General features: G+C 65.3%; 18 protein-coding genes and 1 tRNA gene. 4 read left to right on the top strand and 15 right to left on the bottom strand.

Annotation, left to right across the window (positions count from 1 at the left end):
• Positions 1-10: 10 nt before the first annotated feature.
• The gene (locus V6M49_RS19205) at positions 11-487 is read right to left on the bottom strand and encodes an FHA domain-containing protein (protein ID WP_141140080.1); all 477 of its coding nucleotides are present in this window, start codon (positions 485-487) and stop codon (positions 11-13) included.
• A gap of 145 nt (positions 488-632) precedes the next feature.
• Complete coding sequence (gene gcvH / locus V6M49_RS19200) at positions 633-1,019, bottom strand: glycine cleavage system protein GcvH (protein ID WP_056342321.1); 387 nt, start codon at positions 1,017-1,019, stop codon at positions 633-635.
• Positions 1,020-1,137: 118 nt separating this feature from the next.
• Between gcvH and V6M49_RS19195 the strand changes: the two genes are divergently transcribed.
• Complete coding sequence (locus tag V6M49_RS19195; protein ID WP_332762748.1) at positions 1,138-1,773, top strand: hypothetical protein; 636 nt, start codon at positions 1,138-1,140, stop codon at positions 1,771-1,773.
• 4 nt (positions 1,774-1,777) lie between these two features.
• The gene (locus V6M49_RS19190; RefSeq protein WP_056342328.1) at positions 1,778-2,647 is read left to right on the top strand and encodes an Fpg/Nei family DNA glycosylase; all 870 of its coding nucleotides are present in this window, start codon (positions 1,778-1,780) and stop codon (positions 2,645-2,647) included.
• A gap of 78 nt (positions 2,648-2,725) precedes the next feature.
• Here the strand turns inward: V6M49_RS19190 and V6M49_RS19185 are convergent.
• The 10 genes from V6M49_RS19185 to V6M49_RS19140 all read right to left on the bottom strand — a co-directional run bounded on the left by V6M49_RS19185 (position 2,726) and on the right by V6M49_RS19140 (position 12,406).
• Positions 2,726-2,802 (bottom strand) — tRNA-Pro (locus tag V6M49_RS19185).
• 147 nt (positions 2,803-2,949) lie between these two features.
• Positions 2,950-4,500: a ribosome biogenesis GTPase Der gene (gene der / locus V6M49_RS19180; RefSeq protein ID WP_141140079.1), complete on the bottom strand. Its 1,551-nt coding sequence runs from the start codon at positions 4,498-4,500 to the stop codon at positions 2,950-2,952.
• A 10-nt stretch (positions 4,501-4,510) separates the two neighbouring features.
• A complete protein-coding gene (locus tag V6M49_RS19175; RefSeq protein ID WP_141142024.1) occupies positions 4,511-5,191 on the bottom strand; it encodes a lysophospholipid acyltransferase family protein in 681 nt (226 codons plus the stop codon).
• 31 nt (positions 5,192-5,222) lie between these two features.
• Positions 5,223-5,936, bottom strand: coding sequence for a (d)CMP kinase (cmk, locus tag V6M49_RS19170; protein ID WP_141140078.1), 714 nt, complete (start codon positions 5,934-5,936; stop codon positions 5,223-5,225).
• Positions 5,936-7,045, bottom strand: a complete 1,110-nt coding sequence (locus tag V6M49_RS19165; protein WP_058929409.1) for a prephenate dehydrogenase — start codon at positions 7,043-7,045, stop codon at positions 5,936-5,938. Before V6M49_RS19165 ends, cmk begins: the two co-directional genes overlap by 1 nt.
• Positions 7,046-7,048: 3 nt before the next feature.
• Complete coding sequence (locus V6M49_RS19160; RefSeq protein WP_104063695.1) at positions 7,049-8,338, bottom strand: pseudouridine synthase; 1,290 nt, start codon at positions 8,336-8,338, stop codon at positions 7,049-7,051.
• 110 nt (positions 8,339-8,448) lie between these two features.
• On the bottom strand, positions 8,449-9,018 hold the full coding sequence (gene scpB, locus V6M49_RS19155; RefSeq protein ID WP_442959770.1) for an SMC-Scp complex subunit ScpB: 570 nt from the start codon (positions 9,016-9,018) through the stop codon (positions 8,449-8,451).
• Between the two features lie 89 nt (positions 9,019-9,107).
• A complete protein-coding gene (locus tag V6M49_RS19150; RefSeq protein ID WP_141140076.1) occupies positions 9,108-9,920 on the bottom strand; it encodes a segregation and condensation protein A in 813 nt (270 codons plus the stop codon).
• A gap of 6 nt (positions 9,921-9,926) precedes the next feature.
• The gene (locus V6M49_RS19145) at positions 9,927-10,826 is read right to left on the bottom strand and encodes a ParA family protein (RefSeq protein ID WP_056342349.1); all 900 of its coding nucleotides are present in this window, start codon (positions 10,824-10,826) and stop codon (positions 9,927-9,929) included.
• Positions 10,827-11,062: 236 nt separating this feature from the next.
• On the bottom strand, positions 11,063-12,406 hold the full coding sequence (locus tag V6M49_RS19140) for a cation:dicarboxylate symporter family transporter (protein ID WP_141140075.1): 1,344 nt from the start codon (positions 12,404-12,406) through the stop codon (positions 11,063-11,065).
• Between the two features lie 141 nt (positions 12,407-12,547).
• Between V6M49_RS19140 and V6M49_RS19135 the strand changes: the two genes are divergently transcribed.
• Both V6M49_RS19135 and V6M49_RS19130 read left to right on the top strand, forming a co-directional pair.
• On the top strand, positions 12,548-14,188 hold the full coding sequence (locus tag V6M49_RS19135; RefSeq protein ID WP_332762743.1) for a sensor histidine kinase: 1,641 nt from the start codon (positions 12,548-12,550) through the stop codon (positions 14,186-14,188).
• Positions 14,185-14,898, top strand: a complete 714-nt coding sequence (locus V6M49_RS19130; protein WP_056342355.1) for a response regulator — start codon at positions 14,185-14,187, stop codon at positions 14,896-14,898. The genes V6M49_RS19135 and V6M49_RS19130 overlap by 4 nt, the downstream gene beginning before the upstream one ends.
• A 15-nt stretch (positions 14,899-14,913) precedes the next feature.
• Here the strand turns inward: V6M49_RS19130 and V6M49_RS19125 are convergent, their stop codons facing one another.
• The 3 genes from V6M49_RS19125 to V6M49_RS19115 form a co-directional block, all read right to left on the bottom strand.
• Positions 14,914-16,011, bottom strand: a complete 1,098-nt coding sequence (locus tag V6M49_RS19125) for a pyridoxal-phosphate-dependent aminotransferase family protein (RefSeq protein ID WP_332762741.1) — start codon at positions 16,009-16,011, stop codon at positions 14,914-14,916.
• Between the two features lie 41 nt (positions 16,012-16,052).
• The gene (locus V6M49_RS19120; protein ID WP_332762739.1) at positions 16,053-17,636 is read right to left on the bottom strand and encodes an NCS1 family nucleobase:cation symporter-1; all 1,584 of its coding nucleotides are present in this window, start codon (positions 17,634-17,636) and stop codon (positions 16,053-16,055) included.
• Positions 17,637-17,757: 121 nt separating this feature from the next.
• Positions 17,758-19,656, bottom strand: coding sequence for an AMP-binding protein (locus tag V6M49_RS19115; RefSeq protein ID WP_141142023.1), 1,899 nt, complete (start codon positions 19,654-19,656; stop codon positions 17,758-17,760).
• Positions 19,657-19,695 lie beyond the last annotated feature (39 nt).

Here is a 19,695-nt window from a genome sequence, read left to right as displayed (position 1 = left end):
TGTCCCGGGATCAGGCGCGGCCTGCTGCGCGGGCAGGGCTCAGGTAGAAGGTGAGTCGGAACTTGCCGATCTGGACTTCGTTCCCGGACTTTAGCTCAACACTGTCCACGCGGTCGTGGTTGACGTACGTGCCGTTGAGGCTGCCGGTATCCACCACTTCAAAGCTCCGCGCAGTGCGGCGGAACTCGACGTGGCGCCGCGAGACGGTGACGTCATCCAGGAAGATGTCGGCATCAGGATGACGGCCGGCCGTGGTGGTGTCCGTGTCAAGCAGGAAGCGGGCACCCGCGTTCGGGCCGCTGTGGGCCACCAGGAGCGCGGAACCGGCCGGCAGCGCCTCCACGGATGAACGCTCGTCCGTGGACAGCTTGGGGGCGATGGTGGGTTCGTCGGAGACGGGGGTGAGATGGATCGAGGTGGTCTCCGAAGCCCTGGCCGCACCTGTGCCGTGCTCGCCTTCGGCAGGGTCCTGTTCGTGGCCAACCATGGATTCCTCCTCTTTCGCTGCAGCTCTCACGCCTGCAATCAACTTTTGCCCTGACGGATCCGCCTCGCGGATCCGATGCCGGGCCCCGATCCGGCCACTGACGTGCGAAGACGCCCGTTGGCCGGACCGGATGAACCCGTTAGCTTCAGCCTACCTGCTGTTCGTACTCGGATGCACTGAGCAAGGATTCCACAGCGTCCGCTTCTGCCAGCCGGATCTCGATCAGCCAGCCGTCGCCGTACGGATCGGAGTTGATCAACGCCGAATCGGTATCGAGGGATTCGTTGCGTGCCACGACCTCGCCGCTGACCGGAGCATAGATGTCACTGACGCTCTTGGTGGATTCGACCTCGCCCACGACTTCGTTTGCGGTGACTTTGGTGCCGGCTTCCGGCATCTGGGCATAGACAACATCTCCGAGTGCGTCCTGCGCGAAGTCGGTGATGCCCACCCGGACCACGCCGTCGGCGCTCGGTGCGGATACCCACTCGTGCTCGGCGGTGTAGGACAGGTCTTCGGGAATGTTGCTCATCAGGGGCCTTTCATCGGGTCAATCACCAATGTCAACGGGGCCTGGAAAACAAGCCGCCGCTGAAAGTATAGGCACAACTCCACGGGCGTTCGAGGAGGATTCTGACATGATGAGACTCATGAGATCACATGCACAGGAATCGCCCGCGAAAAAGGCGAACTGGGCTGCACGGATCATCCTCGTTGCGGTGGCGTTAGTGGTCCTCACTATCGCTTACTTTGCCTTAGCGGCCATCCTCCCGGTCTGGTGGGCGAATGTTATCCGCAACCAGGTCCAGGGCAATCTTGGGGCGGGCATCCTGGTGGGGATGTTTTACGGGTTCGTTTTCACGTTCGTTCCCCTCCTGGTGGCCTGGCAGGCCACACGCAAATCCGTAAGCTGGCCCTGGAAGCTGACCATCCTCGTCGCCGCTGTGGCTCTCGCCTCCCCGAATCTGCTGACCGCCGGGATCATGTTCGGCAGCTCGCAGGCCGCCCATAACGGACAGCGGATCCTTGGCACGGAGGCAACCTGGTTCCCGCTGTGGACACAGATCTCAGCCATCGCCGCCGTCGTGGTCTTTGTGGTTGGCCTGATCCTGTGGAGGGTCTGGCGGCAGCGCGGCAAAAAGATGAAGGTGCTCAAGAAGGCAGGTGCCGAGCGTTCCCTGGCTGCGAAGGCGGCCAATGACTCCGCGGCCAGCTCACCTGCTCCCGAGGCGTCAGCTGTTCCTGAGGCTCCGGCCGCACCCGACAGCCAGGCTGACGACAGGTAAAGCCATGCCGGAGCTTCCCGAGGTTGCAGGCCTGGCCGGTTTCCTGGACGAGCACCTGCGCGGAGCGGTGGTGCGGAAGGTCCAGATCGTTTCCTTTGCCGTGCTGAAGACAGCGGATCCGCCGTTCACAGCGCTGGAGAACTGCACGGTCGCCGGCGTGCGGCGGTTTGGAAAGTTTGTCAGCATTGACACCGACGGGCCGTCCTTTGTCTTCCACCTCGCCCGGGCGGGCTGGGTCCGCTTCACGGACTCGCCCACAGACACCCAGCTCCGGATGGGAAAGGGCCACATCGCCATGCGGCTGGCGTTCACCGGGCCGGACGGTGCCCATGGCATGGATCTCACCGAGGCGGGGACCAAAAAGAGCCTTGCCGTTTACGTGGTGCGCGACCCCCAGGATGTGCCGGGCGTCGCGGCGCTGGGGCCGGACCCGTTCAGCGCAGCGTTCGACGCCGACATGCTGGCGGAAATTCTCGGCTCCACTTCCCAGCAGATCAAGGGCGTCCTGCGGAGCCAGAGTGTGATTGCGGGGATCGGGAACGCCTACAGCGACGAGATCCTGCATGCTGCGAGGATCTCCCCCTTTGCCACCGCCAAGTCCTTGGACCGCGGCACGGTGCAGGTGCTTTATGACGCCATCCACAGCGTGCTCGGAACAGCCCTGGCCGAAGCCGAGGGCAAGCCGCCCAGCGAGCTCAAGGACGTCAAACGCAGCCACATGCGGGTCCATGCCCGCACCGGCGAAGCTTGCCCGGTGTGCGGTGACACAGTCCGGGAGGTGTCTTTCGCGGATACTTCCCTGCAGTACTGCCCCACGTGCCAGACCAAGGGAAAGATCCTGGCGGACCGCAGGACGTCGAAGTTCCTGAAATAAGCCAGGCCGCGAAACATCCGAAAAGGACGGCACAAAACAAAAGCGTCCCGGAGAATTTTCTCCGGGACGCTTCTGTTTTGGTCGGGCTGACAGGATTTGAACCTGCGACCCCTTGACCCCCAGTCAAGTGCGCTACCAAGCTGCGCTACAGCCCGTTAGTTCCGCCGTTCTCCGCTGCGTTTACTCCCGATGTTAGCCAGGATTTCAACTCAGCAGTCCGGCCGAACCACCTTGAAAAGCTTACACGATTCCGGAGGGTGCAAGTGACACTTTGCCGCCTGCACGCCCCCGGTGTGTCCTAATTAACGCTTCTTGCCGCGCTTTTCGCGGACGCGCATGTTGACCTCGATGGGCGTGCCCTCGAAACCGAACGTTTCGCGGAGCCTGCGGGTGATGAAGCGGCGGTAGCCCGGGTCCAGGAATCCGGTGGTGAACAGCACAAACTTCGGCGGCCGGCTGGACGCCTGCGTGCCGTACAGGATGCGCGGTTGCTTGCCGCCGCGGACCGGGTGCGGGTGCGCCGCCACAAGCTCGCCAAGGAAGGCATTGAGCTTACCGGTGGGGATGCGCCTGTCCCAGTTCTCCAGGGCCAGGTCCAGGGCGGGAACCAGGCGGTCCTTGTGCCAGCCCGTCAGCGCGGAGATGTTGACCCGGGGCGCCCAGGCCACGTGGGCCAGGTCCTGCTCGATTTCGCGCTCCAGGTAGGTGCGGCGTTCGTCGTCGAGCAGGTCCCACTTGTTGAAAGCCAGCACAAGGGCGCGGCCCGACTCGATGGCCAGCTGCAGGATGCGGACGTCCTGCTCGCTGAGGACCTCATCCACCGCGAGAAGAACGACGGCGACCTCCGCCTTTTCGAGCGCGGCCTGCGTCCGGAGGGAGGCGTAGTAGTCGGCGCCCTGCGCCATGTGCTGGCGGCGGCGGATGCCTGCCGTGTCCACAAAACGCCACGTGCGGTCACCGAGTTCAATGAACTCATCCACCGGATCACGCGTGGTGCCGGCGGTGTTGTCCACGACGACACGTTCGGACCCTGCCAGCTTGTTCAGCAGTGATGACTTGCCCACGTTCGGGCGGCCGATCAGTGCGATGCGGCGGGGTCCGCCCGAGCGTTCCAGGCCCTCAATGGTGGAGAACTCCGGCAGGGTGTCCATCACGTGGTCCAGGAGGTCGGCCACGCCGCGTCCGTGCAGGGCCGAGACGGGGTATGGCTCGCCGAAGCCGAGGCCCCACAGGGTGGCAGAGTCCGCTTCCTGGGCGAAGTCGTCCACCTTGTTGGCCACCATGATGACCGGCTTCTTGCTGCGGCGGAGCATCTTCATAACGCCCTCGTCCGTTGCGGTGGCGCCCACCGCGGAGTCGACGACGAAGAGCACGGCGTCGGCCATTTCCACAGCCATTTCCGCCTGTTCGGCCACCCGTGCGTGGATGCCGCGGGCATCGTGCTCCCAGCCGCCGGTGTCCACCAAAGTGAAGTTGCGCCCGTTCCAGTGTGCCGAGTACATCACGCGGTCCCGCGTCACGCCGGGAGTATCCTCGACCACGGCTTCGCGGCGGCCCAGGATGCGGTTCACCAGAGTGGATTTGCCCACGTTGGGACGGCCGATGATGGCAAGCACGGGATCGAGCTTGACCGGACCGTCGAAGTCCTCGTCGTCGTAGTTCCCGCTCAGCAGGGCGGCGTCTTCCTCGTCGAGCTCGTAGTCGTCCAAGCCGGCGCGGAGCGACGCGGCACGCATCTCCGCTTCGTCGTCGTCGATCGCGGCCAGCCGCTCGGCCACCTGGTCCGTGCCGGTGGGCGTGTATTCATCTTCGCCGGCGCCGGAGTGGCTGGAGGTTTGAGTCGTATCGCTCATTGCACTTTCCTTAGTGGTCATCTGCCGGCGTCCCGGCTACTGCTGTGAAGTTCGTGCGGAAATCCGCGTGGGGCAAAGGCTGCCCACTGTGTTGGATGGTCTCCTGGACGTGCCCCGCAAGCGCAGCGCGGATTTCCATTCCCGCCCTGTCCATTGAAGCACGGCCCGTTTCGCCGGGGTTGCGGCTGAGGGTCAGTGCGTTGCCGAAGCTGACGTGGAACCGCCGCCCTGGCCTGGGTACTGTGTCGAGGTGTTCGTTGCCCGTCCGGGTGCCGAGGATCGCCACGGGAACCACGGGGGCGCCCGAGTTCAGCGCCAGCCAGGCCACCCCGTTGTTGATGTCTGTTGCCTGGCCGCTCCCCCGAGATCCTTCCGGAAGAATCCCGATGCAGCGGCCGGCGTCGAGCATGTTCTTGCCCAGCAGCAGCGCAGCCCGGTCCCCGGAGCGGTCAACCGGCAGCTGGCCGGAGGCCCGAAGGACCCGACCCAGCAAGCCCTTGAACATCTCCTTCTTGACCAGGATGTGCATGGGACGCGGCGACGCGCCGAACATCACCGGCCCGTCCAGGAAACTGATGTGGTTGCCGGCAAAAATCACCGGCCCGCCCGTAGGCACGTTGTCCCGGCCTGTGACGGACGTGCGGTACACCACGTGGTCCAGGAGCCAGCCGACGGGCCGGCTCCATGTCATGGTCAGGCCGGAGGGAAGCCGCACGCCGCGGTCAGTCACGGTTAAGCACCTTCGTGACGATCACGAGCGCCGCGTCCACGGTCTCGGCGAAGTCCAGATCGGAAGAATCCAGGGTGACAACACCGTCGGCAGCCTGGGTGAAGTTCACCACTGTGGAATCCTTGGCGTCACGGTGGGTGACCTGGGCGGCGAGCTGCTCCGCATCCTGCGTGCCGCCCAGTTGGATGCCGCGGCGGCGAAGCCGGGCCTCCTCACTGGCGGTCAGCAGCATGCGGACTTCCGCGCCCGGGGCCACGACGGTCGTGATGTCCCGGCCCTCCACCACGATGCGGCGGTGGTGCTTTTCAATGACCTCACGCTGCCGGCGGATCAGTTCGGTCCGCGCACCCAGGGTGGTGGCCACCGCACTGACCGCCGACGAAATTGCCGGTTCACGGATGGCGTCCGTGACGTCGGCGCCGCCCACGCGGACGTATTCCTCCCGCGGTGTGGTGCTCAGTTCCAGGACCAGGTCACGGGAGGCCTGCTCCACGGCGGCGGCGTCGCTGAGGTCAATTCCGCTGGTGACGCAGAACCAGGTCAGGGCACGGTACATGGCGCCGGTGTCCAGGTAGGCAAGGTGCAGCCGGCGGGCCACTTCCTTGCTCACGCTGGACTTGCCGGAGCCTGACGGCCCGTCGATGGCGACCACCAAAGGCCTGCCGACGCGCAAGGCCGGAAGGGTGTCAAGAAGTTCTTGTGTCATTACTGCAATACCCGCCATCCGCGGTCGTTGAGTGCTTCGATCAGATGGTCATGCTTGTTCGGCAGCACGGACAGTTCCACCATGCCCACGTTCTGGCCCGAGGAGTGGTCCAGCCGAAGGTCCTCCACGTTCACGCCGATCTCACCGATTTCGGTGAGGAGCTGCGCGATCTGTCCCGGCCGGTCATCCACGAGGACCGTCAGCCAGGAGTATGCCTGCGGCGGGCCACCGTGCTTACCCGGAATACGGGCCTGCCCGGCATTGCCTTCGCTGATGAGCTGGGCCAGGTCCAGCCTGGCGCCGGGCGCAAGCGGTTCCTCCAGCGTCCCGATGAGCCGGTTCAGGTCCTCGCGGACCCCGTATAGGATCTCCACGACCTTTCCCGCGTTGCCGCCCAGGATCTGGACCCACAGCGTGGGATCGCTGGCGGCGATCCGCGTGACGTCCCGCAGCCCGTTGCCGGCGAGGGACAGCGCGTGAAGCGGCGTCCCCTGCAGCCGGCTGGCCAGCAGGGAGGACATGATCTGGGGCAGGTGCGATACCAAGGCCACGGCTTCGTCGTGTTCGTCGGCAGTGAACTGGGAAACCACGGCTCCCAGGTCCGTGGCCAGGGAACGCGCAGTCTGCACGGCAGCCGCGGATGACTCCGGGCCCGGACAAACCACCCACGGCATGGACGTGAAGAGCTCGCCGCGGGCCGCAACCGGCCCGGACTTTTCGCGCCCGGCCATCGGATGCGTCCCCACATAGCGGGCGAGGTCCGCGCCGCGGCCGCCCAACTCCGCCAGGATGGCGGCCTTGACGCTGGCGATGTCAACCACCACGGAATCCGGGTAGTCGGCAAGCGCACGGGCCACGACGTCGGCTGTCACGTCCGGCGGTGCTGCCACCACCACAAGCTCCGGCGCCTCGTCCCCCAGCTGGTCCAGGGGCTGGCCGGCGCCGATGTCGACTGCCACCGCCTGGTTGGTCGGCGACGGGTCAGACAGGAACACGGGCACGCCGCGCCCACGCAGGCCCAGCCCGATGCTGGCACCGAGCAGGCCGGTGCCAATCACCACGACCGGCCCGTTGAGGTGCCCCCGCCCGTGGGAGCGAAATGCGGACATGCCTCAGAGTCCTACGGATGCCAGCAGGTGGCCGACTTCCTGCTTGCCAAGGTTGCGGATGCTGCCCTGGCGCTGGTCGCCCAGGCCAATGGGACCCACCTTGACGCGCACCAGGCGCAGGACCGGGAACCCGACGGCGTCGAACAGGCGACGGACAATCCGGTTCTTGCCTGAGTGCAGAACCACTTCGATCAGCACATGGCCCGGAGTGGAGTCCACCAGCTTGAAGGAGTCAACGGAGGCAAAGCCATCCTCGAGTTCCACGCCTTCGCGGAGCTGGGCGCCGACTCCCTGCGGGAACGGGCCGCGGACCTGGACCAGATAGGTCTTCGGGACCTCGTAGGACGGGTGCGTCAGCCGGTTGGCCAGTTCGCCGTCGTTGGTCAGCAGCAGCAGCCCTTCGGTGGCGACGTCCAGCCGGCCCACGTGGAACAGGCGTTCGCCCAGGTGGGTCTTCCGCACAAAATCGCTGATGCAGGGACGGCCATCGGGGTCTTCCATGGTGGACACCACGCCCTTGGGCTTGTTGAAGACCATGTATACGAGGTTTTCATCCAGCTGGATGCGCAGGCCATCAACGTGGATGACTGCCGTCTTGGGGTCCACGCGGACACCAAGCTCAGTGACAACCTGGCCGTCGACCTCAACACGACCTTCGGCGATCATCTCTTCGCAGACGCGGCGCGAAGCCACGCCGGCCTGGGCCATGACCTTCTGCAGGCGGGTGCCGTCGGCGTCGTGCATTTCCGACTGCGGGACGTCACCGCGGGCTCCGCGCTTGCGGGCAGGCTTCCGGACGGGGCCAAGGTTCTGGCCAAACCGTTCGCTGCCGAAGGCGCGTGACGCCGCCGCCCCGGGCCTTCCGGTGCGCGGCTTGGGCTTGAGCGCGCCGGGGGTGCCGGGAGCCTTGTTGGCGCCCGGTTTGCGGGCAGCAGGCTTGCGCGCCGATGTGCTGCCTGCCGGCTTCCAGTCGGAGGCACCGCGGCCGGCCGGTGGCGACGCCGGGGCGTCGCCGGGATCCACAAATGGCTCCTCGCGGGGCCTCGGGGCCTTGTACGGCCGGTCGCCGCCGCCGAATCCGGCGTTACGCTTGCCTGCGCCGGCGCGGAATCCGCCGCCCGCCGCGCTGGGGCGGCCGCTGCCGCCCTGTGCAGGATTCCGGCTTGCGCCGCCCTGCGCCGGATTACGGCTGGCCGCTGGATTGCGGCTGGCGCCGCCCTGTCCGGCATTGCGTTCTGAACTGTTGCGTCCCGAACTGTTACGTGGTGAACCCTGGCGTCCCGCCTGTGTCATGACCCGTCCTTCGTTATTTGGCCGGCTGGTTGTCCAAGAACAACCCTAGCCAGCCATGCAGAAATTATCTGCCCTTATGAATATTCGTGTGTGCATGCGGGATTTCCCGCCTACATTCTGTCGGCGTCGTAGAACTCCGCAATGCCCTCGAGCCCCGGAAGATGGGGTGAGAGCTGGGGCAGTTCCGCTGCGGAGCTGATTCCCATCCGTTCCAGGAAATACGACGTGGTCCGGTAGAGGATGGCTCCCGACTCAGGATCGTGTCCCGAATCTTCGATCAGTCCGCGCTGGGTCAATGTCCGTACGACAGAATCGACATTGACTCCTCGAATTGCAGACACCCTGGCCCTGGAGACAGGTTGGCGGTATGCGATGACAGCCAATGTTTCCAAGGCTGCCTGCGTGAGCCTGGCCGTCTGACCCTCAAGCACAAACCGTCCGACGATCTCGGCGAAGTCTGCGCGGGAGTAGATCCGCCAGCCACCGGCGATGTTCCGCAATTCGAAACCCCGGGGGCTGGCGCTGAAGCCAGCATCGCTGGCACGGTCCATGTCCGGGGCTTTAACAGTATAGCCGCTATACTCCCGCTGCAGTTCCGCCAGTAACTGCTCGACGACGGCGACGGTCAGGTTAAGCCCGGCGGCCAGCTCAGTAGCGCTGGCCGGTTGGTCCAGGACCATCAGGACCGCCTCGAGTGCAGCCTTGGCACCGCCGGGAAGATCCCGGACGTCCAGGACCGGCTCCGCCCCGGGCTCCGGAAGTTCTTGGCTCACGACAGTTCCTCGTATTCTTCGCTTAGGTTTTCTGTTGACCAGTCCCGGCCATCCACCATCCAGTGCACGGTGAGATCACCCAGGGGCGACACCTGGTCGAAGGAGACTGCCCGGTCCCGGAACATCTCCAGCAATGCCAGGAACCTGGCCACCACCACGAGGGTGGAATCGGCGTCGGCGATCAACGCTCGGAACGACAGGGGCTTCCCCAACTGGAGCCGGAGCCCCAGGATCTCGGCCTGTTCCTTCACGCTGACGGCACTGCCATGCAGGTGGGCAAGGCCCACCTCGGTGGGCCGTGGCGTCTTGGGCTTCAGTGCGGACTCGGCCAGGCGGGCGAACTGGTCCGGTGTGTGCTTCCACACCAGTTCCGGGAGCATGGCGGCGAAGTGCTCTTCCAAGGCAACCTGACGCGGAAACCGGCCGGCTTCCTGGTCGAGGGTTCCCGCCATCAAGGCTGCCACCTGCTTGAACGCCTTGTATTGGAGAAGCCTCGCAAAAAGGAGGTCACGCGCTTCCAGCCGGGCGATGTCCTCATCGTCCTCGACTTCACCGGCGGGCAGCAGCCTTGCCGCCTTCAGATCCAGGAGGGTGGCGGCGATGACCAGGAATTCGCTGGCTTCATCCAGCGCCCATTCCTCGCCGAGCTTCTGGAGCTTCCTGATGTACTTGATGAACTCATCAGTGACGGTGGCAATGGCCACCTCGGTGATGTCCAGCTGGTGCTTGGCGATCAGGCCCAGCAGGAGGTCGAACGGGCCGGTGAAGTTGGCCAGCCGCACCTCAAAGCCGGGTTTGGACTCGGCCACGCGTAATTAGGGTGCGCCGCCGCGCGAAATCAGCTCTTTGGCCAGGCGGCGGTAGGCATCGGCGCCGATGTGGCTGCCGGCGTAGCTGGTGATCGGCTCGGCCGCGACGGTGGCGTCCGCGAACTTGATGGAGCGTTTGATGACGGTCTCGAAGACTTTGTCGCCGAAGGCTTCCACCAGGCGGGTGATGACTTCGCGGCTGTGGAGCGTGCGGGCGTCGTACATGGTGGCCAGGACACCATCAACCTGCAGGCCGGGGTTCAGCCTGTCCTGGACCTTGTCGATGGTTTCCACCAGCAGGGCTACGGCACGGAGCGCGAAAAACTCGCAGATCAGCGGGATGATCACGCCGTGGGCGGCGGTCAGCGCGTTGACCGTCAGCAGGCCCAGGGAGGGCTGGCAGTCGATCAGGACGACGTCGTAATCGTCTTCGACTTTTTTCAGCGCCCTGTCCAGTACCTGTTCACGGGCGACTTCATTGACCAGCTGCACTTCTGCGGCGGAGAGGTCGATGTTGGCCGGCAGCAGGTCCACGTTTTCGACGCCGGTCTGGTGGATGGCGTCGCGGATGTCCACCTTGCGGTCCATGAGGACGTTGTAGACCGTCAGGTCCAGTTCGTGCGGGTTGATGCCCAGGCCCGCAGACAGCGCGCCCTGCGGGTCGAAGTCAACCAGCAGCACCCTGCGGCCGTATTCAGCAAGGGCCGCTGCCAGGTTGATGGTGGATGTGGTTTTGCCAACGCCGCCCTTTTGGTTGACCATGGCGATCACGCGCGCGGGACCGTGGGACGACAGCGGGGCGGGTTCCGGAAATTCGCGGTGGGGGCGCCCGGTGGGACCCATCACGGCGTCTTCCAGATCGAGTTCCGTGCCTTCCAGAGTTGCCGAACCCTGTTCGCTGCTCACGTATCTATCCACACTTTCGATGACGGTGATTTTCCTGCCGCTGGAACTCCAGCGCCGATCCTGCTTTCCACCTAGGCTACAGGCCCCGACACGGTATTCGAGGGAACTTGACTTTGCGTGGATTCTGAGCCTTGACCTTCTAGTAGAGGTCGAAGGTTAGCCTGCCGCACGCAGGAACCGCCCGCACAGCCGGGGCTGTGCGGGCGGTCCGCAGCTTGGTCAGATTCAGCGCCGCGTTAGGCGTTGGCCAGCACCGGCTCCTTGGGAGAAGCCGTCGTCGGCTCGGCATGTCCTGCGATCATGGTCTGCTCGTCGAAGGGAGCCCGGCCCGAGAGAACTTCGCTTACCTGCTCGTTGTCGATTTCCTTGACCCAGGTGCCGACCAGGACGGTGGCAACGGCGTTGCCGGTGAAGTTCGTCAGTGCCCGCGCCTCGGACATGAAGCGGTCGATGCCCACAATCATGCCCACGCCCCCCAGCAGCTGGGGCGCGTGCGCCTGGAGACCAGCAGCCAGAGTGGCCAGGCCGGCACCGGTGACGCCGGCGGCACCCTTGGAGGCAATGATCATGAAGATCAGCAGGGAAATCTGCGCTCCGAGATCCAGCGGCGTGCCCATGGCGTTGGCCACGAACAGGGACGCCATGGTCAGGTATATGGCCGTGCCGTCCAGGTTGAAGGAGTAGCCGGTGGGGACGGTGACGCCGACGACGGGCTTGGAGATCCCCAGGTGTTCCAGCTTGGCGATGAGGCGGGGAAGGGCTGCCTCGGAGGAGGAGGTGGAGAAGATCAGGAGGTACTCGCGGCCCAAGTACTTCATGAGCTTGAAGATGTTGACGCCGGTAACCACCTTGAGCAGGCCACCCAGGATGATGACGATGAACAGTGCGCAGGTGATGTAGAAAGCGGCCATCAGGGTGAACATGCTGACGATCGCCTGGAAGCCGGTGGCTCCGACGACGGCGGCGATGGCACCGAAAGCTCCGACGGGGGCAAGCCACATGATCATGATGAGGATGCGGAATACCAGCACTTGGCCGTGGCCGATGGCCTTGAGGACAGGAGCGCCCTGTGGGCCCATCTTCTGGAGGGCGAAGCCTACGAGGATGGCGGCGAAGAGTGTGGGCAGAACCGGAATGTCGCCCGGAATGATGCCCAGGAGGAAGGCAACGGTGCTGTCTACTTCCGCCTTCTTGTTGGGGTCGTACGCCGCCAGCTTCAAACCCTCACCCGGGTGGATGAGGTTGCCGACGACAAGGCCGATACCCAAGGCAAAGGTGGACATGGCGACGAAGTAGCCCAGGGCCAGGCCGCCGACCTTGCCGACCGTTGCGGCTTTGGCGATGGAGCCGATGCCTAGGACGATGGTGCAGAAGATGATCGGTGCAATCATCATTTTGATGAGCTTGATAAAGCCGTCGCCGAGGGGCTTCAGTGATTTGCCGACCTCGGGGAACAGCAGGCCGACGACGGCGCCCAGGATGACGGCGGCAATAACGGCAATGTAAAGGTAGTGCGATTTGTCCAGGCCCTTGCGCCGCGTCTCCACGGTGCCGAGCGACTCTCCTCGTTGAGAAGCCATGATGTGTCTCCTTATGGATAATCTGGTAGACGCTGCGGCGCATTCTCTGGGCTCATCGCGTCGGTCCGGTGTGATATCCATCATTGGCCACACCGTGACTTAGCTCACGGTTGCGTTCATATTGGTCATGGGAGGTGCTTGATGATTCACCGCTGGAGTATCGCCCGCAGGCTGTTCGTGGCGAATCTGCTGATTGTGCTGGCCTTCATCGCGGTGGCGGGCACCGCAACGTTCGTCGATGCCAGGGACCGGAGCTATGAGGAAGCCGGGCGGCGAATGGCCGGTGTTGCTGCCGCCGTCGCCGCTAATCCGCTGGTCCTCCAGGCCGCGGACCAAAAGGATCCGTCGGCGTTGCTCCAGCCCTACGCCCTGGACGTCATGGCCGGGTCCGGAGCGGACTTCCTCACCATCATGGCGCCGGACAGAACGCGGTGGACGCACCCCCGGGACGAGGAGCTGGGAAGGCCGTACATCGGCTCCATCGAGGCGTCGCTGCGTGGCGAAGTTTTCACAGAGGTCACAGCAGGAACGCTGGGGCCGTCGGTGCGGACTGTTGTTCCGGTCAAGGATGCCGCGGGGAACGTCAAGGCGCTGGTTGCCGCCGGCGTCACGGTCCGGACAGTGGACGTGGCGCTTTCCGGCCGGCTGCCCGCACTGCTGGTCCTCGGCCTGGCCCTGCTCGTGGGCGGATCCCTGGCGTCCTGGCTGTTGGGCCGCTACCTGCGCCGCGTGACCAGGGGGTGGGGGCCGGAGCAGCTGGCGCAGCTGTTCGCCTACTACGAATCGGTCCTGCATTCCGTGCGTGAGGGGCTGATCCTGATCGACACCAAGGGCCGGGTGGTGATGTACAACGACCAGGCCGCTGAGCTGCTGGGACTGGAGCCGCGCGATTCGGAAGACGATCCGTCCCGGCCGCCCTCCCTGACGGACCTCCCGCTGGCCCCCAGCCTGAAGGAACTCTTTGAATCCGGCCGCACGGCCCACGACGAAATCCACTTGACTGGCCCGCGGATCGTGGTGGTGAACCAGGGCCCGGCCGTCGGGCCCGACTCCCCCGGCCTCCGCCGACCCGCGGTGTTCGGCACCGTGGCCACCATCCGCGACCGGACGGAGATCGAATCGCTGGGCAGTGAACTCGAAACGATGCGGACGCTGTCCGACGCCCTCCGCGCCCAGACCCACGAGCACGCCAACCGGCTGCACACCATGGTTTCCCTGCTGGAGCTGGGCCGGACCCGGGAGGCCTTGGAATTCGCCACCAAGGATCTCGAACTGAGCCAGCAGCTGACCGACGAGATGGTGAGTTCCGTGGACGAGCCGGTTCTCAGCGCCCTGATCATGGGGAAGGCCGCCGAAGCGAATGAGCGCGGAGTGAAGCTGACGCTCTCCACCGAGGGGTCCGCGTCCGTTGCCGGCCTGGCTGTCCAGGACCTTGTCACCATCCTGGGAAACCTCCTGGACAACGCGATCGACGCCGCCGCGGATGGCGCGGTTCCCAGGACGGTGGAGCTGACCGTGGAGTCCGATGCCGAGGGCCTGGACATCACGGTGGCGGATTCCGGCCCCGGCGTGGACCCCGCCGCCGTGGAGGACATTTTCCGGCACGGCTTCAGCACCAAGGCCTCCGGTCCGTTCGGACGCGGCATTGGCCTGGCCCTCGTCCGCCAGGCCGTGCAGCGCCTGGACGGTACCATGACCATCACAGGCAAGGACGGCGCACGCTTCCATGTCTTCCTGCCGGCCATGGCCGCCGGGACCGACAAAGAGGAGCAGTTCCAGTGACCGATATCCGCGTCCTCGTGGTGGAGGACGAACCGGTGGCCTCGGCCGCGCACGCGGCCTACGTGGGGAGGATGGCAGGGTTCACTGTTGCCGGGACGGCCCCTGACGGCCAGTCCGCGCTCAGGCTCCTGACGGATCTGGCGGCAGCCGGCCAGCCGGTGGAACTGGTCCTCCTCGACATGAACCTACCGGACCTGCATGGCCTGGACATCGCCCGCCGGATGCGTGCGGCAGGAATCCTGGCGGACATCATTGCCATCACCGCGGTCAGGGAAGTGGCGATTGTCCGCAGCGCCGTCGCCATCGGCGTGGTCCAGTACCTGATCAAGCCGTTCACGTTTGCCACGTTCGAAGACAAACTCTCCAGCTACAGGCTGTTCCGGCAGCAACTGGCTTCCCCGGAGGCCGGTGCCGGCAGGACCGGCGCCTCCCAGAGCGAGGTGGACCAGGCCTTCGCAAGCCTCCGGGCGCCGTCGGAACTGCCCCTCCCCAAGGGCCTCTCAGTCTCCACTCTCGACTCTGTCCAGGCGTACCTGAAACAGCATTCGGAATCTGTTTCAGCAACGGAAGTCATGGCCGCCCTGGGCATGTCCCGCGTGACCGCCAGACGCTACCTCGAATACCTCGCCGACGCCGGCCGCGTATCGCGGGCGCCCCGCTACGGCACGCCCGGCAGGCCAGAGAACGAATACGGCTGGAAGCGGCCCTGAGCCTACAGAGTGTGGCTAGGCAGCGGAGATGGCTTCCTTGAGGGCCCCCAGCGCCAGAGTCACTGATGCGGCGTTTGCGTTCGGGCCCATCATTCCGATCCGCCAGATGCTGGAAGTGTACTTGCCCGCCCCTGAGCCAATCTCGATGCTGAAGTGCTCCAGCAGATGGCGGCGTACGGCCGCGGAGTCGACGCCGTCCGGGACCTTGACAGTGGTAAGGCTGGGCAGCCGGTGGCCCTCGGCCGCGAACAGCTCAAGTCCCATCTCCTGGAGCCCCGCCTGCAACGCGGCCCCTGCCGCACGGTGGCACGCCTGGACCGCGTCCAGTCCCTCGGCCAGGATTCTTTGCAAGCCCGCCTCGAGGCCGGCGATCATGGTGACCGGCGGCGTGTGGTGGTAAGTTCTGCCGCTGCCACTGGCGGCCCCGACGTAACCGCCGAGCAGTCCGACGTCCAGGTACCAGGAGCGGGGATTCTTGATCCTTCGCTCGAAGGCCCTACCCGACATGGTGAAGGGCGACAGCCCCGGTGGCACGCCGAGGCATTTCTGGGTGCCGGCATAGCCGACGTCGATTCCCCAGTCATCTGCCAGGAGTTCCAGCCCGCCGATGGATGTCACGGCGTCGACAATTAACAGCGCATCACCCTTGTTCTGCCCGAGCGACGCGACGTCGGACAGCACCCCAGTCGACGTTTCGGCGTGGACGGCCGCAATCACCTTCGGCCGCGGGTGGGCCGCCAGGACGCGCTCGACGTCGATGGGCGTGCCCCATTCGTGGTCTACACGAACCACGGTGGCGCCGCAGCGGCGTGCCACCTCACACATGCGCTCACCGAAGAGGCCGTTGACGGCGATCACTGCCACATCGCCGTCGTCCACGGTGTTCACAAAAGCCGCTTCCATGCCGCCGGAACCGGTGACGCTCAAGGGCAGCGTGCGGGCATTCTGAGTCCCCCAGACCGTGCGGAGGCCTTCGCACGTGTTGTCGAGCCGTTCGATGAAGACCGGATCCAGGTGCCCAATCACCGGATACGCCAATGCGGCGGTCACTTCCGGGTAGCAGTTGCACGGTCCCGGACCGAACAGGAACCGCGAGGTCAATACCTGTGGCATTGGAACTCCTTCGTTGGGGGCTCTTGCCCTTGTGGGGCCGGTCAGTGCTTCGGTGCGACGGCGATGTGCTCGCCGTCGACGGCCTCGAACGGCGTGTGGCGGTCCATGATCAGCAGGTAGGTGACGGCGGCCAGGATCGCGCCGACGAACCAGGAGAAGCCGGAGATATACGTGAACGCCGGGACGAGGGCCAGTACCAGCGCGACGATGGCAGCCGGTGTGCCCGCGATGACGGCCTTCCGGTTGACGCCACGGGTGTAGGCATACGCCCCGTGGGGGGAATCCGAGTACAAATCCGGAATGTTGACCCTGCCCTTACGGACCAGCCAGTAGTCGGCCATGATGACGCCGAACAGTGGCCCCAGGAGGGCGCCCAGGCCGCCGAGGAAGTAGACGATGACCACGGGCGAGTTGTACAGGTTCCAGGGCAGGATCACCAGGCCGATCACCGCGGAGATCACGGCTGCGCGCCGGAAGTTCAGCGTCCGCGGGAAAAGGTGGGCCAGCGTGTATATGGGTGCCACGAAGTTGGCCATGAGGTTCACGGCCACCGTCAGGATGATCAGGGCCAGGCAGGCCAGCACCAGCAGGAGCGTGTTCGGGATGGCGTTGACGACGTCGGTGGGCGACTCGATGACCGTGCCGTCAATCTTGTACTGGGCGCCGGCGAGGACAACGACGATGGCGGCGAAGAAGAGCATGTTGATGGGGATGCCGAAGAAGTTGCCCCGCACCACCGACCGCCTGGACGGTGCACCCCGGGTGAAGTCGCAGAAGTTCAATACGAACGTCCCGTAAACGACCACCCACAGCGCGGCGGACTGGAGAATCCGCACCCACATCACCGGGCCTGTCAGCGAGTCAGCGGTTGACCAGGCGATAGTCCCACCGGCTTCCACCAACATCCAGACGGCCAGCGTGAGCATGGTGACCAGGATGATGGGGCCAGCGAACGCCTCGTACTTGCGGATCATCTCCATGCCGAAGCTCACGATCACCGTCTGCACCGCCCACAGCGAAACGAACGAGATCCAGCCCAGGGTCGAGAGCCCGAGGAACGAGTCTGTATCGAGCGGTGCCAGCGACGGCGCGAGCGCCAGGATCAGCACACGGAGCACCACCGACGCCAGATAGGTTTGGATGCCGAACCAGGCGACGGCGACGGCGCCGCGGATGATGGCGGGGATATTGGAGCCCCGGATGCCGAACGCGATCCTGCTCATGACCGGGAACGGCACGCCGGTCCGTTCGCCCATGAACCCCGAAAGGTTCAGGAGAAGGAACAGCAGGACGGCGCCGAGCAGGAAGGCGAGCATGATCTGCCAGGCGCCCAATCCCAGGGCGAACAATCCGATGGCAAACACGTAATTGCCCAGCGAGTGCACGTCGTTCGCCCAGAGCGTGAAGATGCTGTAGGCGTGCCAGGTGCGCCCCTTGCGCGTGGTGGGCGCCAGGTCCTCGTTGTAGAGCCGGGGGCTCACGCCCGCGGGCACCTGGACCGGCGTGGCTGACCTGCCCCTCACAATCTCCTCGACCGCGGGATCGCCGGTGCCCCACGGCTCAGGGTCAGTCAGATCCGGGTGCCGGTGATCGTCGGGCGAACCATGACCGTGGTGGTCGGACATATAGACCTCCGTGTGGCGGAGAAGGCGTTGCGGGTGCGGAGCGGTGTGGACGGGAACTGGTGCCGCGGACACGGTAACGGTGGGTCAGGTCACAGTCAAGGCTTCTTTGCGTCCGGGGGTATCAAACGGCGCCTTCCGGCCGGAGCACACCCAGCAACTGCCCGATCACCTCGGGATCCTCAATCGTTGAGGGCACAACGTACTCGTCGCCGTCGGCAATCTGGCGCATGGTCTTGCGCAGGATCTTCCCTGACCTGGTCTTGGGGAGTGCTTCGACCACTGTTGCGTGCTTGAAGTCGGCCACCGGTCCGATGTCCTTCCTGACAAGGGCGATCAGCTCGCGGACCACCTCGTTCTCGTTGGCGGTTACGCCTGCCTTGAGCACCACGTAGCCGCTGGCGCGCTGCCCCTTGAGGGGATCCGCCACGCCGATCACGGCACATTCGGCCACGGCCGGGTGGCTGGCGATGACCTGCTCAATCGCACCGGTGGACAGCCGGTGGCCGGCCACGTTGATGATGTCGTCCGTCCGGCCCATCACAAAGACGTAGCCGTCGGCATCCCGGTAGCCGCTGTCGCCTGTGGCGTAGCTGCCTTCAAAGGCCGCAAGGTACGAGGACACATAACGGTCGTCGTTCTGCCAGAGGGTGGTCAGGGTACCGGGAGGCAAGGGAAGCTGCAGGACAATATTGCCCTCCTCCCCCGGCTGCACCGCCGCCCCGGAGCCGTCCACAATCTTCAGTTCGAAGCCGGGCATGGGCACGGTTGGTGACCCGGGCTTGAAGGGAAGGTCCTCCAGCCCGCGCGGGTTGGCGCAGATGGCCCATCCGGTTTCGGTCTGCCACCAATGGTCCACCACCGGAACACCCAGGACCTCACCTGCCCAGCGGTAGGTGTCCGTGTCCAGCCGCTCGCCGGCGGCAAACAACGTGCGCAGCGTGGAAGTGTCGTAGTTGGCCAGTTCCGCAGCATGGGGGTCGGCCTTGCGGATCGCGCGCAGGGCGGTGGGCGCGGTGAACAGGACGTTGACCTTGTGGTCCTGCACGACGCGCCAGAATGCTCCCGCATCAGGTGTCCCCACGGGCTTGCCCTCGTAGAGGACCGTGGTGGCACCGGCCAGCAGCGGGCCATAGACAATGTAGGAATGCCCCACCACCCAGCCGACGTCGGACGCTGTCCACATCACGTCGCCGGGACCGATGTCGTAGATGTTTGCCATGGTCCAGCTGAGCGCCACGGCATGCCCGCCGTTGTCCCGCAGCACACCCTTGGGCGCGCCGGTGGTGCCCGAGGTGTAGAGGATGTAGAGGGGGTCGGTTGCTGCGACGTCCACTGCTGCCGCCGGGGCGGCAGCCTCAATGCACCGGTCCCAGTCCAGCCAGTCCGGATACTCGGCGGCCGCGTGCACAAAGCCTTCCCGGCACTTGAATATGACGGGCGTCTGCCCGGCACCGGCAAGTTCGAGTGCTTCAGCAACCGCCGGAAGATACTCCACCCGGCGTGAGGGCTCAATCCCGCCGGATGCCGTCACAATCGCGGCCGGACCGGCATCCTTGATGCGGGCGGCGAGTTCCTTGGGCGCGAACCCGCCGAAAACCACCGAATGCACGGCCCCGAGCCGGGCGGTCGCCAGCATCGCGATGGCGGCCTCGGGAATCATGGGCATGTAGATGACCACCCTGTCCCCTTTGCCGACTCCCTGCGAGCGCAGCACACCCGCGAACCGCGCCACGAGGTCCGTCAGTTCGGCGTAGCTGTACGTGCGTTTGATCCCCAGCATCGCGGAGTCGTAGATGAGGGCATCCTGGTCCCCGCGGCCGGCCTCAACGTGGCGGTCCAGGGCGTTGTAGCTCGTGTTGAGCATGCCATCGGGAAACCATTGGAACAGCGGGGCGGCCGATCCATCAAGCGCGGTTTCCGGCGTCCTGGACCAGGTCACGCCGCCTGCCGCCTCAAGCCAGAATGCGTCCTTCTTTTCGATGCTGCGCGAATATGTTTCCCGGTAATTTCCGCTGACCATCATGGGCTCCCGTTCACGTCGCTGTGTTGCCACCATGCT

It is taken from the genome of Pseudarthrobacter sp. (assembly GCF_036675385.1).
GTDB lineage: Bacteria > Actinomycetota > Actinomycetes > Actinomycetales > Micrococcaceae > Arthrobacter.
Note: the sequence above shows the minus strand (reverse complement) of the source record. Positions and strands in the feature narration are given on the sequence as shown.